Raw genomic sequence first — 13,021 nt, 5'->3', positions numbered from 1 at the left:
TCATCTGCCGCACGAATCTCCCAATCCCCCAAATCCCGCGAACCCGGCGACTGCGCGACGCGCTTGCTCACGCCATCACCACGCGGCAAACACGTCCTGCGCGATCCCGAAGCCCGTGCTCATCCCGGCACCGCTCGTCACGACGACCACGCGCGTGGCGTCGTCCGGCGCCTCGATCACGCAATCGGCATCGGCTGCCGACGGGTAGCTGCCGGTCCAGCGCTCGATGACATCCAGCTCCGGCACATCGAGCGTCTCGCGCAGCAGGCGCAGGATCTGCGCATCGATCTCCTGCGTCGCGAACGGCAGCGGTGCGGCGCCGTATTCGTGCGAATCGCCCACCACCAGACTGCCGTCGGCACTCTGAACCGCGATCAGGTGGATGCCGTAACCGAGGCACACGGGCTCCTCCGCGTTCAGGCGCGTGCGCAATGCGCCGGCGGCGGGCAATGCCGCGAAACCCGCGTACCGCAGCAGGCTCAGGTCGCTCATCACCGCGGCGCGCAGCGCCAGCGGGCGGCGCGGCCGCACGCGCAGCATCTGCAACTGGCACAGCCGCACTTCGTGCCGCGCGAACCAGCCGCCATACAAGTGGCGGCTGTCCGCATTGCCGCAGACGATCACGCGCTCCGCGTGCAACACGCCGCGCGACGTTCGCACCGACGGCGTGCGTACCTCGTGCACCAGCTCGCCGTAGCGAAACCGCACGCCGAAGCGTTCCGCCAGCCACGACGCCAGCAACCCGATCGCGGTACGCGGTTCGATGCGCAGTTCATGCGGGCTGTGCAGCACGCCTTGCGCGCCGTCCAGCCGCAGCGCCGGCGCCACGGCCGCCGCTTCGCCGGGCGTCATGACCCGGCAGCCGTCGGCCATGCCGGTCTGCATGAAGGCATCGATCAGGTGCATCGCCTCGGGGCGACGCGCGATCAGGTGCAGGCCCTGGTGAAGCACGTCGATGCCGGCTTGCGGCGCGACGGCCGCCCAGACTTCGCGGCTCGCCCGCGCACGCCGCCAGCTGTGTTCGGCGTGCTGCCCGGTGACGGTGACGAAGCCGAAATTGCGGATCGACGCGCCCACGCATGCGGCATCGCGTTCGATCACGCAGACGCGCAGCCCCGCGCGTGCCGCCGTATAGGCATGTGCGAGGCCGACGATGCCGGCGCCGACGACGATCACGTCATAAGAAGCCGCCGCTGCGATGGCGTTCACGATTGCACGTTCCTTCTGTCGAGATGAGGCACGCCGCCGCGTCGGCAGCCGTGCGCATGGGTTGCCGCTCGTTGTATCCCATGGACGCCTCCCCGGGAGCGTTGCGAACGGACGCGGCTCGCGCCGCTCGCTCCCGGACTGTCGCCCGATCCCGCACTATCGCGACGCGAAATGACATCCGCGTGAAAAACCACAAAACAGCATGAATTGGCATATTTTGCCATTTCGACAAGCGAGGATGGCACGCGTCGACCGGGCGGCCCGCCGCGTTCGCACGCGCGGCATTCGCGCCGCTCACTCGAACCGGCAGGCCGCGCGCGGCAGCGCCGAGAGCGTATCGCTCGACAGTTTCAGAATGCCATCGAAGTTGGCCCGGTTGTCCGCCGGACAGAAATCCGCGAGCGTCATGCCGTCCGGACGCGTGTACTCGACATTGAACACGGCCTTGTTCAGCGCGATGAAACTCGCGTAGTCGTCGCACTCGTGGAATCGGTTGCATTGCTCGTTGAGCGCCCAGTCGGCCACTTTCGCCATCGCAGTTGCGATACCCGAGCCGTTCTTGAGGCCCATCGACATCCCCCGATCGTGCGCGGCGGCGATCAGCGCCGTGTTGTAGCGCAACTGATCGTCGCGCGTCAGCGGAAAGCCCGTTTCCTGGCGATAGCTGTCGTCGAGGTCCGGCTCGATGCCGTCGCAGCCCTTTTTCTTCGCCTGGTCGAGACGCGCCAGCATCAGCGGCATCAGGATCGCGGTCTGGCGGATGTCCAGCCAGCGTTCGTGATCCTCGTATCCTTCGACGGGGTTGCCGAGCACGCTGTCCGGAAACTTGCCGGCGTCGCCGCGGGTGTCTTCCCGTCCGCCCACCTCCATGTAGCAGACGACATAGATGCCCTTTGCCTTCAGGCGCTGGATCGTGCCGGCATCGGTCAGCTCCATGTCGACATCGAACATCTTGCGCGGGTTGTTCACGCCGTCCAGCACCTTCTCGTTGATCGGGTTGCCGTCAATCTGCCATTGCCAGCTCGTGCCGGGCACGAGCGGTTTCCACGCGGCGGCTTGCGACGCGCGCGCCGAGGCCGCCGCGACGGCGCTGCCGGGCACGGACGAATCCGAGTCGCCGCCGCACGCGGCAAGCAGCAGCATCAGCACGAATGAAGCGAACGATCTGGCGGACACGGCGAATCCTTTGCCTGTTGGGCGGCGGGTCAGGATGCGAGGAAGCGTGGAGGACACGTGCAGCGGGATGCGGGCGGTGTATCTGCCGACGCTGCGGTGGAGCAATGGTGCGGGAATGCACGAGGCATGTCCGGATGGTAGGCGTGAACACCACGCCCATCTGTTCCGATTTGTCGATTTTTGTCGGCACGGCGGCTGCGATCCTGCAGATCGGCTCGCATTCGAGTGGCAGTTGCCGTTCAACGCATGCACTCGGCGATTCCTCCGGTTGCCGGTCGCGGAGGTCGGAGACCATGGGAAATCTCGTCGCGATGATACGGGCGACCCGCATGGCCTCCGCCCTGCCCATCCACGTTCATTTGCCGGGCGCCAGGTCGTTGGAAAACCGGTTCGCATAACCGAGCGTCCCGACACCGCCGATCGAATTGCACGTCGACGATGCGGCGCCGGGCGGACAATCGACGTCACGGTCGAACGACCAGAAGTGGACACCCGCGAGACCATTCTGTTTCACGAACTGCGCAACGGTGTCTGCATCCGCCGGCGTAAAGGTTTCGCCGCTCACATCGTTGCCGCCGATCATCGGCGTCAGCTCGATCTGGCTGTACGGTACGCCCCAGTGATCGTGCAGGTTCATCGCCGCCTGGATTGCCGACTGTCCCATCTGGCAGGTGCCATTCGCGACCACGCAGTTCCCCGCCCCGGCCGACCCGTAGTCCATCGTCATCAGGTCGATGGTGTAGTTCTTCAGGCCGGCCGCCTGAATCGCCTGCATGACCCAGTCGCCATACACGTTGAAGCTGTCGGGAGCGCTGGCGCCCCAGGAGCTGGCCGTGGTCGCGCCCTGCTGGGAAGGGGCCAGCGTCGCCAGCGTAAAGCTGAAGCGCAGGCCGGGATAATTCTGCTGGGCAACTGCCACGCGCTGGACGAGATCGTTGATCACCTGTTGCGTCTGCCCGCCCTCGATATCGAAATCGATCCCGATCAGGTTGCTCGATGCATAACGATTGATGAAGGCCGCCATGCCCGAATCCGTCCCGCACGTGAACATGCCGGCCGCGCCGCCGGTGGAAATCACGTAATTCACATTGGCCGCGGTGAACAACGGCACATTGGCGGCCGCCATTGCGCCGCCGTCGACGCCCGCCCAGTTCTCGCTGCCGCATTCACCGGTCGCAAACGCGAGCGTCAGCGTACGTACACCGGTTGGCAGCACCGACAGCACCGGGCTCATCTGACCCGTGACGTTCGACGAGATGACGTTCGTGTTCCAGTTCATCGAAATCGTCGCATCCTTGTACGGGCTATAAACGAATGCCGGCGCAGTGCCGGTGCCGGTGGCCGTCCCGCCCGCCGCAGCAGCGCCGGTGCCGAAAGACGACCATGCCAGCAGAAGCGCCAGCGCGCCCCTCAAGGTCGGTCGCCGCATGATTCCGGATAGGTTGCTCTTCATGTTCATGCCCTCATCGCGTTTTACGCATTACCGGCACCTGTCTTTCACGCAAACCATGCCGGGAAATATTTCAGGAAGACGGGCTCCACCCGCGCGGGCGTGGCGGAAATCCGCCATGTGACATCGACAGCAAGTGCCTGCATAATTGATACGGACTACCAAATCAATATCGTGATCTTTCGATTGACAAAGCTCCGCCCGGGTCGAATTCAATGGCAATCAACCTTACAAATTGTCGATTGAAGACAAATTTCGATATTGATTCTGTCTTTACATCAACAACGGAAAACACCACGACTTCGTTAAATGCTGGTGAAGCATGTCGTCCATCATTTTCGCGCAAGACCGGATGGGTGGAACTACGCGATGCAAGCGGTATCGTCGAGTCGTCATGCCGGCCTGGGATGGCGCCCGCCACACGGCGGCGAACATCGACATTTCGACAGCCGATGTAGTGATGCTTCAATTCGGCATCCGTTCTTCGATTGGTTATACTACATAATCATCCGGCATCAACCCTGGAATCGACTATTTTCACCCATGTCGAAATCCGAAATACTCATGCGATCGCATTGCCATATTGAAATTGTCGCCATTCGACAGCCGGCATCGGCGAACCGATCAAGGTCACCGTGCGCGTCGGCGCCTCCGCATTCGGCCGGGACGGCGAGACGATCGATGCGATCCTGCGCAAGGCGGACTAACGCCTGTACCGCGCGAAGCATCAAGGCCGCCACCAGGTGGCCGCCGGGTAGCCGGTTGCCGTATCAGTGCCGTCCGCCCCGCGCCCGGCGGGCGCTCTTCGATTCATGACGCCCCGGCCATCGCCGGGGCGCGTCATGTCGCAGCAGTATCAGAACGGGCTGCGTATCGTATCGCCATTGGTGAACGTCGCATCGACGACCTGATAGAACGCCATCGCCGTATCCGCGACTTCCCAGACCGCCAGGATGACGTGGTAACCGCTACGCACCGGCAACCGGCATTGATGAATGGTCGGCTGCTGTGGTACCAGGTTCGCGTTCGGATCCCAGTATGGCTGGCCGGGATTCTGGATCGTGCAGAACGGCGTGGGCTCGAACTGCGCGCGCGTCAGCTTTTCCGACGGGTTCCAGTCGGCGCGAGTAATGAAGTAGTTCCAGCGACGCGTCTTGTGCACGGCGCTGAATTCCCATTTGAAATTCTGCAACGCGCCCGGCCGCAGCGGGATCTTCTGCCAGCGGTTCGGCGACTGCTCGTTCAGCACGGGCAGCGGGCCATTCGTGCTGGCGCCGGCGATTTCACCGTCCATCGGTGGTGCGGCATTCTTCGCGTCGTCCGGCGCAAACGGATCGGACAGGCCGCTTTGCGTCGCGGGGAAGAACTTGCCGTTCTCCATCGCGTTCGCGTGCCAGGCGTCGACATGACAGTTCGGATTCTGGCCTTGCGTGCACAGCACGATGCGCGAAGGCGGTTCGGTCAAACGGCCGTGCGCGTGAGCACCGGCCGCCGCGACCAGCAGTGCCGCGCCGGCCAACGAGCATGGCATCACGGAAGCAACGTATCTGCGGATGATCTTTTTCATGAGCCCTCATGGCATTGATGTCGGAACGGATATGCGCACATCGAGCCAGCCGCAAGATCCCTGGCAGGGACTCCTGTCGACGTGTCGTCGCGCACACTGATCGGCAAAAGCGGCGGCCAAATGAAACCGCGGCAAGCGATGATTAATCGCCACGATTTCTGACAAATCACTTTCACCGAACCGAACCTTATCCGCAAAAATCGGAAAAATAAACGTCCCGCATTGATAGTTTTTTAATTTTAATCAAACGCCTGAATCGTTTTTCATTCCAGCCTGTTTTGGATCGACTTCAATTTCTACATTGAATAAACTGCCAATTCATTTAAAAGATCGTTACCGATCGTTCGGCCGGCGGCTTTGCCCTTCGGGGCTCGTTGTCGAAGATTGCGACGGGGCGTGGACGAATTGCAGAGGGTCGGGGCGAACCACGCCGCCAGCCTTTACTTCAGGCGCGGCATTTCTCTCTCCCAGCCTCGTCATTGCGTTCGCGCGCCGAACGCTTACGGATTTTCACCTGATCCCGCGAGCGCGATGCCCGACAGATTCACCGCCGGCCCTCAACGTCTTCGTTCACGAATGCTTCAAGCAGCCCATCCCGTCGATGAAGCAACCGTGAGATCCTGGTTGAACCGGGTCATGCAATTCAGGTCAAGTGCGCGTATCTGCTCGGTCATGAAATCGACGAAGATGCGAATGCGCGTCGGAAGATGTTGCCGGCTCAGATAGCAGATATAGTGGCCGCGATCTTCCGGCACATGCTTCGCCAGCGCGACGACGAGTTCGTTCGACGCGAGATGGTCGCGAACCTGGTAGCCCGCCATCTGCGCAATGCCCGCCCCATTTGGAACCGCCTGCAACACCAGGTCAGCATCATTGAACGTGAGGCGTGAGGTCGGCAGGTACTTTTGTACTCCCGCTCGGAACGCTTCAATAATTTTCCGTATCCGCGTCAATACGCGACCGTCAGCGCCCTGTTCGTCCGATTCTTCTGCCTGTCGCTTCCGTTCGGTCTTCTAAACGAATTCAACAAGCTGAACGATAGCGTGAGCGGCTTCATGCACGGCAACATGGTCTGGCTGGTCGTGCCATGCAGTGTCGCCGTGTCATGGATGTATACCTCGCTCGACCAGGTTGGAGAAAGCACGGAAAACCCTTTCGAAGGCGGGGCGAACGACGTTCCCATCTCGACCCTGTGCGGCACGATCGAGCGAAACCTGAAAGCGATGCTCGGAGAGCATGCCGTCGCATCGTCGAGCCACACCGTCATCGCGCTATAGCGAATCCAGCACCTCCCCGGCGGGTATCGAGCCGCAGTCGTTCATGGCATCTGACTGACAGGTGCGCGGCAAACGGGGCCGGCGGCGGCTGACGCGATCAGCATGTCGATCAGCGCACGGGAAGCGGCAGACTGGCGGCGATGCGGCGCATAGATGACCGAGAACGGCCGTGTGCGACCGCGCAGGTGGGGCAGCACTTCGACGAGATGTCCGGCCCGGACCTGTTCCTGGACGACGAAGTCATACGTCTGGCAGATGCCGGCGCCGTTCTGCGCCATCGAGACCACGCCGAGCACGTCGTCGGACACCGCCACGTTCGATGGCGGCAGCCAATCGATGTCCTGCCCGCCGTCGCGGAACACCCAGGGCGCGATACGGCCGCTGCTGGGCAGCATGAACGGCAAGCACAGATGCTGCTCGAGGTCGGCCACGTTTTCCGGCATGCCGGCCGCGGCCACGTACCCGGGCGACGCGACGAGGCACAGCGCCGCGTCCTCGAGCTTGCGTGCGATCAGGCCGCTGTCCGGCAATTCACCGAGCCGGATCGCCAGATCGAACCCTTCGGCCACCAGATCCACGTTCCGGTTCGCGAGCTGTCGGATCTCACCTTCCTCGTGGGCGCCATCAACTGCTGGAACCGGCTGAACGTCGCGCTCCGCATCGTGCCCGGCTCGTTCGACAAGATGTTCGGGCTCGACCAGGCCAACCTGGAGTAGCGACATGAAACGCATCATGCTGGCGCTCGCCCCGCTCGCGCTGTCGCTCCTGATCCCCGTTCAGCCGGCGGCCGCCGCCCCGCAAGCCAGGGTGGCGCAGCTGACCACGGAGCCGTTGCCCGAATATCCGGGCAAGGAAGTCGAAATGATCGTCGTGGACTATCCGCCCGGCAGCGTCGATCCCGTGCATCGTCACGATGCACACGCATTCGTCTACGTGCTCGACGGCAGCATTGTGATGGGCCTGAACGGCGGGAAAACGGTCACGCTCCATGCCGGCGACACCTATCATGAAGGGCCGGACGACGTGCACACGGTCGGACGAAACGCCAGCAGCACGAAGCCGGCAAAATTCGTCGTGTTCCTGATCAAGAACAAGGGCGCGCCGATCCTTACACCGGTGAAGTAGCGCGTTCGCTGCCGCGGCCCGGCCATGCCGGGCCGCCGTCCCGTGTCAGCCAGGGCAACGAATCGGGGCGCTTGCGCCAGTCGTATGGGCCGGAATCCGGTCGCCCCCCACGCTTCGAACGAACGGCACGCAGCAACGCAGGATTCAAGACGGCACGATCACGCCATGCAATTGCGGGGGCGGACCCGAGGTCTACAACATGGCCTGACTGACGAGCGCGTACAGTCCGTATATCGCGTCGGCCGCGCCGTCGTGAGCTGCGGCCGGCGCGTTGCGAACCATCTTCGAACAGGTATCCACCCGTTTCAGTCCCTGTTCGTCCAGCCAGTCCGGCAAATGGGTCCCGGAAGGTACGTCGATACGGACGAATTCGTTTTGTCGTTTCGTCAGCCAATAGCCGATCAGCGCCTTCGCATACACATCGTCGCTCGAGCGCGGTGCGACCACCGGACCGACCACGTAACCGCGACCGAAGCGCCGCAGCACCGAAAACCCGACGACCTCGCCGTCGCGTTCGAGCACGATGCTTTCCCCCCGCTTCAGCAAGGCTGACAACAGCGCATCGCGCTGGAGACCGGAAGCACGCGCATCCAGCTCGACCAGGCGCGGCCAGTCGGCCGGCGATCCGGCACGCAGCCGCTCGCCATCGGGCAGGGCGACCGCGGCAGGACGATCGACGTTGCCCTGATACTGGCTCAACGATCCGCACACGTTGAATCCCAGTTTCTCGTAGAGCGGCTGGCCGGCCGGCGTCGCATGCAGAAACGTGACGCGCGGCCCCAGTTCGTCGATAAGCATCTCCATCAGTGTGCGGCCGATTCCTCGGCCCTGATGCTCGTCGGACACGATCACATGTCCGATCGCGGCGCGATCCGCACCGTACTTCCAGCACATCGCCGTGCCGATGACCACCCCGTTTTCCTCGGCCGCGAACGCGATCGATGTGTCTGCGGAAAACTGCCAGTCTTCCGCCCTGAACGGCCAGCGAAGCGCCATGGAAAGGGCATGGGCCGCGGGGACGTCTGCCGCGGTGAACCGCCGGTAGCCAAGCGCCGGCATCGCGCTGCGCTCCTTCGTATCGGATTCGTTTTTCATCAAGCAATCCTCAAAAATTGGTTGTTATGCAACGCCGCATGGCGTCAACGCCGATTTGACGCATCACGGCGATCGCGTGAAGTAATGCTGCGCCAATGCCACCCAGTACCGGACCCCGACCGGAATGATGTCGTCGTTGAAATCGTATTTCGGGTGATGCAGCGCCGGTGCGGTCGCGCCGTCCTGCGCATTGCCGATCAGCACGTAAGCGCCCGGCCGCTCCTCCAGCATGAAGCCGAAGTCTTCGGACGTCATGTTCGGCGGTACGTCGCGGGACAGGTGTTCGCCGCCGAACGTGTCGCGAATCACCGTCTCGCACAGCGCGGTCTCGGCCGGTGTGTTCACCGTCGCCGGGTAATACTGAAAGAATTCCACGTCGACCTGCGCGCCATAGGCGCGCGCCAGCCCCTCGCACGTGAGCTGGACGTCGCGCTGCAGCTGCTGCTGCAATGCCGACGACAGCGTGCGAATCGTGCCGCGCAGCTCGGCGCTGTCCGGAATGACGTTGTCCGTCGTTCCCGCATGAATCATGCAGACGGAAATGACGGCGGGATCCACCGGGTCCTTGTGCCGCGCAGCGATGGTCTGACACTGCAGCACCATCGAGCACGCGAGCGGGACGGGATCGATGCCCAGATGCGGCTGCGCCGCATGCGCACCCTTGCCCGTCACCGTGATCCTGAAGCGGGAGCCCGCGGCCATGATCGGGCCGGTGCGCAACCCGAAATGCCCGGCCGGCAAGCCGGGCCAGTTGTGCATGCCGAATACCGCTTCCGTCGGGTAATGCTCGAACAGTCCGTCGTCGATCATCCTGCGCGCGCCCGCGCCGCCCTCTTCCCCCGGTTGAAACACGAAATGGACGGTACCGGGCAACTGCGGCAGAGCCTTCAGCATGCGCGCGGCGCCGAGCAACATCACGGTATGGCCGTCGTGGCCGCATGCGTGCATGATCCCGTGCGTGCACGACGCATGCGCGAAGTCGTTGGCTTCGCGGATCGGCAATGCGTCCAGATCCGCGCGCAGTACGATGCCGCGGCCAGGGTCTGCGCCGGGCAGGCTCGCGACGACGCCCGTGCCGCCCAGCCCGCGCGACACCGCATAGCCGAGCGCTTCAAGCTCGCTCGCGACGACGTCGGCCGTCCGGTGTTCTTCGAATCGCAACTCGGGATGCGCATGCAGGTCGCGGCGAAGCTTCGCCCAGTGCGCGTGATGCGCTTGCAGCGATGTATCGGGGATGACGGGGTTGTCCAATTTCGGCACCTTCGGAAAGTAGAGGGCTTCCGGCTGTACTGCCGGCGCGATCGCGCGCAGCGGCCGTGTCAGTCGTAAAAGCCGATGATCGACTTGATCTCCATATACTCCTCCATGCCTTCGATCCCGTACTCGCGGCCGTTGCCCGACTGCTTGTAGCCGCCGAACGGCGCCTGCGGGTCCCATGCTGGGTAGTTCAGATGCACCTGCCCCGCCCGGATGCGGGCGGCCACCGCGCGTGCCTGTGCCTTGTCGGTGCCCTGCACGTGGGCGCCGAGCCCGTAGACCGTGTCGTTCGCAATGGCGACCGCTTCGTCGACGGTGTCGTACGGAAGGATCGCGAGCACCGGGCCGAAGATCTCCTGCTGCGCGATCGTCATGTCGGTGCGCACATCGGAGAAAATCGTCGGCCGGGCGTAAAAGCCCCGGTCCAAACCCGCAGGCCGGCCCGGGCCGCCGGCGATCAGCTTCGCGCGTTCGTCGATGCCCGCATCGATCATCTGCGCAACCCGCCCGAACTGCGCGCGATTGGCAAGCGGCCCATGCGTCGTGGCCTCGGCGAACGGATCGCCGACAACGAGCGCTTGCACCGCCGCGACGGCCAGTGCCTCGACCGCGCCGAGCACGTTGCGCGGCACGATCATCCGGGTGGGCGCGCTGCACGATTGCCCCATGTTGCGGAATGCGGCGGCCACGCCCGGCGCAATCGCTCGCTGCAGGTCCGCATCCGGCAACACGATGTTCGGCGACTTGCCGCCCAGCTCCTGCGCGACGCGCTTGACGGTCGTCGCCGCCGCCTGCGCGACCAGCACGCCGGCACGGGTCGATCCGGTGATCGACACCATGTCGACCTCCGGGTGCGACGAAAGCGCCGCGCCCACTGCTTCGCCGCTGCCGCTCACGAGGTTGAATACGCCGGGGGGCACGCCCGCATCGGCGATCACTTCCGCGAACAGCAGCGCGCTGAGCGGCGACAGCTCGCTGGGCTTCAGCACGACCGTACAGCCTGCCGCGAGTGCAGGCCCGACCTTCGCGGTGATCTGGTAGATCGGCCAGTTCCACGGCGTGATCAGCGCGCATACGCCGATCGGCTCGCGTACGACCGCGGTCGTGCCGCGCTGCCTGACGAACGCGTAGCTCGCCAGGTTGTCGCGTGCGACGCGAATATGTTCGGCGGCGAGCGGTACGTGCGCGCCGCGTGCATAGCCGATCGGCGCACCCATTTCCAGCGCGAGCGCCGTGGCGAACAATTCGGCGCGCTCCAGCATCAACGCGTGCACGCGATCGAGCAGCGCGGCACGCGCCTGCGGCGACGTGGCCGACCATCGTTCGAACGCGCGGCGCGCGGCGCTGACGGCCCGGTCGGCGTCGCGTGCGCTGCCGAGCGGAATCTCGCACAACGTGTCTTCAGTGGACGGACAGACGACCGCGAACCGGTCGCCGCCGTCGGGCAGCACCCAGTCGCCGTCGATGAAGAAACGATCCAGCCGGCCGGCTTGCATCAGGTGAACAACAGGTGAATTCATTGCAACGTGTCCTTGAGTCGATACCAGGCGCCGACGAACGGCAGGAACCACGGCTTGCCGAAGTGCCCGGGAATGGCCGGCCAGTCGAAGCCTTGCCACGGGTTGAGCTCCGCGCGCCCGTCCATGATTTCCGCCATCAGCGTGCCCATCAGCGTCGCCATGTGCGTGCCGTGGCCGCTGTAGCCCATCGAGTAGTAAACGCCGTCCCGCTCGCCCGCGCGCGGCAGCCGGTTGGCCGTCATGTCGACCATCCCGCCCCAGCAATAGTCGATGCGCACGCTGACCAGTTCGGGAAACACGGCGGCGAGTTGACACCGCAGGATCGCGCCGCTCTTTTCGTCCGAACGCGGGTTCGACGTGGCGAACCGCGCACGCCCGCCGAACAGCAGACGGCCGTCGGGCGTCGTACGGAAGAAGTTGACGAAGTTCTTCGTGTCGGTGGCCATCCGGCGCGTCGGCAGCAGGCGATCGAGCAGCTCGCGCGGCAACGGCTCGGTGACGATGATGAAGGCGCCCACGGGCACGACCCTGCGGCGAATCCAGCCGAACGGCCCGACGTGCGAAATGCCGCTCGCGAGCAGGACCTGGCGCGCACGGATCTCGCCGAGCGGGGTCCGCGCCGCATAGGTGCCGCGCGTGTCCCGCTTCAATTCCAGCACCGGCGCCTGCTCGACGATGTGCGCGCCGCGCGCCTGCGCAGCGCGCGCCAGGCCACGTACGTAACGGCCGACATGCATCCCCGCGCTCTTGCCGAACAGCAGCCCGCCGTGATAACGATCCGAGCCGATCTCGTCGCGCAGCTCGGCCTTCGTCACCAGACGCGTGTCGGGGTCCACGCTCGCTGCGAGCAATGCCTGGCTGCGCGCGAGCTTGTCGTAGTGCTCGGGCTTCGCGGCGAGCTTCAGCTTGCCGGTGCGGGCGAAATTGCAATCGATCGACTCTTCCTTGACGAGCCGCTCGACCATGTCGACGCCCGCGTCGAACGCCAGATACAGCCGGTTCGCCAGTTCCGTGCCGAGGCGTTGCGACAGCGACGCGTAGTCCTGCGCGAAGCCGTTGTTGCACATGCCGCCGTTGCGACCCGATGCCGCCTGGCCGACGGTGCCCGCCTCGCAGACGATCACGCGCGCGCCCTTCTTGGCCAGCGCCAGCGCGGCGGCCGATCCCGTGATCCCGCCGCCCACCACCAGCACGTCGCAACGGCCGTCGTGCAATTCCGGCGCGTTGCTCACGAATGGCTCCGACGTATCGAGCCAGTACGAACTGAAACGCATCAGGCACTCCCAAACTGTCGCATCGCGCTATCGGACCGGCGAACGCTCACCGCACCGATCCGGCCGCTCGC

The 13,021-nt window shown here is 64.5% G+C and carries 10 protein-coding genes and 4 pseudogenes; 3 read left to right on the top strand and 11 right to left on the bottom strand.

What is annotated here, in order from left to right:
* Window positions 1-75 precede the first annotated feature (75 nt).
* The 6 genes and pseudogenes from B7G54_RS25880 to B7G54_RS25860 all read right to left on the bottom strand — a co-directional run.
* On the bottom strand, window positions 76-1,212 hold the full coding sequence (locus B7G54_RS25880) for a TIGR03364 family FAD-dependent oxidoreductase (protein ID WP_425266522.1): 1,137 nt from the start codon (window positions 1,210-1,212) through the stop codon (window positions 76-78).
* 291 nt (window positions 1,213-1,503) lie between these two features.
* Complete coding sequence (locus B7G54_RS25875; protein ID WP_165765622.1) at window positions 1,504-2,385, bottom strand: endo alpha-1,4 polygalactosaminidase; 882 nt, start codon at window positions 2,383-2,385, stop codon at window positions 1,504-1,506.
* Between the two features lie 355 nt (window positions 2,386-2,740).
* The gene (locus B7G54_RS25870) at window positions 2,741-3,844 is read right to left on the bottom strand and encodes a chitinase (protein WP_244289426.1); all 1,104 of its coding nucleotides are present in this window, start codon (window positions 3,842-3,844) and stop codon (window positions 2,741-2,743) included.
* Window positions 3,845-4,001: 157 nt separating this feature from the next.
* Complete coding sequence (locus B7G54_RS38760; RefSeq protein ID WP_133059216.1) at window positions 4,002-4,304, bottom strand: hypothetical protein; 303 nt, start codon at window positions 4,302-4,304, stop codon at window positions 4,002-4,004.
* Between the two features lie 387 nt (window positions 4,305-4,691).
* Entirely contained in the window at window positions 4,692-5,366 is a 675-nt protein-coding gene (locus B7G54_RS25865) for a lytic polysaccharide monooxygenase (RefSeq protein WP_085041713.1), read from the bottom strand.
* Between the two features lie 617 nt (window positions 5,367-5,983).
* Window positions 5,984-6,313 (bottom strand): annotated as a pseudogene (locus B7G54_RS25860) (LysR substrate-binding domain-containing protein); the annotation flags it as partial.
* Here B7G54_RS25860 and B7G54_RS25855 point away from each other — a divergent pair.
* Window positions 6,308-6,679 (top strand): annotated as a pseudogene (locus B7G54_RS25855) (bestrophin family protein); the annotation flags it as partial. The pseudogenes B7G54_RS25860 and B7G54_RS25855 sit on opposite strands and share 6 nt — an antisense overlap.
* A gap of 41 nt (window positions 6,680-6,720) precedes the next feature.
* Here the strand turns inward: B7G54_RS25855 and B7G54_RS25850 are convergent.
* A pseudogene (locus B7G54_RS25850) lies at window positions 6,721-7,272 on the bottom strand (substrate binding domain-containing protein); the annotation flags it as partial.
* On the opposite strand from B7G54_RS25850, the pseudogene B7G54_RS25845 reads away from it, so the two are divergent.
* Window positions 7,255-7,395 (top strand): annotated as a pseudogene (locus tag B7G54_RS25845) (carboxymuconolactone decarboxylase family protein); the annotation flags it as partial. The pseudogenes B7G54_RS25850 and B7G54_RS25845 sit on opposite strands and share 18 nt — an antisense overlap.
* Window positions 7,396-7,399: 4 nt before the next feature.
* Window positions 7,400-7,804 (top strand): cupin domain-containing protein, encoded by a 405-nt coding sequence (locus B7G54_RS25840; RefSeq protein ID WP_085041652.1) that lies wholly within the window; start codon window positions 7,400-7,402, stop codon window positions 7,802-7,804.
* Between the two features lie 192 nt (window positions 7,805-7,996).
* Here B7G54_RS25840 and B7G54_RS25835 read toward each other — a convergent pair whose 3' ends face one another.
* The 4 genes from B7G54_RS25835 to B7G54_RS25820 all read right to left on the bottom strand — a co-directional run bounded on the left by B7G54_RS25835 (window position 7,997) and on the right by B7G54_RS25820 (window position 12,950).
* Window positions 7,997-8,899, bottom strand: a complete 903-nt coding sequence (locus B7G54_RS25835) for a GNAT family N-acetyltransferase (protein ID WP_085041651.1) — start codon at window positions 8,897-8,899, stop codon at window positions 7,997-7,999.
* 63 nt (window positions 8,900-8,962) lie between these two features.
* A complete protein-coding gene (locus B7G54_RS25830) occupies window positions 8,963-10,150 on the bottom strand; it encodes a M20 aminoacylase family protein (RefSeq protein WP_085041650.1) in 1,188 nt (395 codons plus the stop codon).
* 68 nt (window positions 10,151-10,218) lie between these two features.
* Complete coding sequence (locus B7G54_RS25825; protein WP_085041649.1) at window positions 10,219-11,676, bottom strand: aldehyde dehydrogenase family protein; 1,458 nt, start codon at window positions 11,674-11,676, stop codon at window positions 10,219-10,221.
* Window positions 11,673-12,950, bottom strand: coding sequence for an NAD(P)/FAD-dependent oxidoreductase (locus B7G54_RS25820; RefSeq protein WP_085041648.1), 1,278 nt, complete (start codon window positions 12,948-12,950; stop codon window positions 11,673-11,675). Before B7G54_RS25820 ends, B7G54_RS25825 begins: the two co-directional genes overlap by 4 nt.
* Window positions 12,951-13,021 lie beyond the last annotated feature (71 nt).

The sequence above is a fragment of the Burkholderia puraquae genome, from assembly GCF_002099195.1.
GTDB classification, from domain to species: domain Bacteria; phylum Pseudomonadota; class Gammaproteobacteria; order Burkholderiales; family Burkholderiaceae; genus Burkholderia; species Burkholderia puraquae.
The sequence above is the reverse complement of the archived record's forward strand: the minus strand, read 5'-3'. Positions and strand labels throughout refer to the sequence as shown.

What these genes read in the sequence shown, in the direction of transcription:
- B7G54_RS25870 (WP_244289426.1), bottom strand. Translation starts at nt 3,844, where the DNA reads ATGAACATGAAGAGCAACCTATCCGGAATCATGCGGCGACCGACCTTG.
- B7G54_RS25865 (WP_085041713.1), bottom strand. Translation starts at nt 5,366, where the DNA reads ATGCCATGCTCGTTGGCCGGCGCGGCACTGCTGGTCGCGGCGGCCGGT.
- B7G54_RS25840 (WP_085041652.1), top strand. Translation starts at nt 7,400, where the DNA reads ATGAAACGCATCATGCTGGCGCTCGCCCCGCTCGCGCTGTCGCTCCTG.
- B7G54_RS25835 (WP_085041651.1), bottom strand. Translation starts at nt 8,899, where the DNA reads ATGAAAAACGAATCCGATACGAAGGAGCGCAGCGCGATGCCGGCGCTT.
- B7G54_RS25825 (WP_085041649.1), bottom strand. Translation starts at nt 11,676, where the DNA reads ATGAATTCACCTGTTGTTCACCTGATGCAAGCCGGCCGGCTGGATCGT.
- B7G54_RS25820 (WP_085041648.1), bottom strand. Translation starts at nt 12,950, where the DNA reads ATGCGTTTCAGTTCGTACTGGCTCGATACGTCGGAGCCATTCGTGAGC.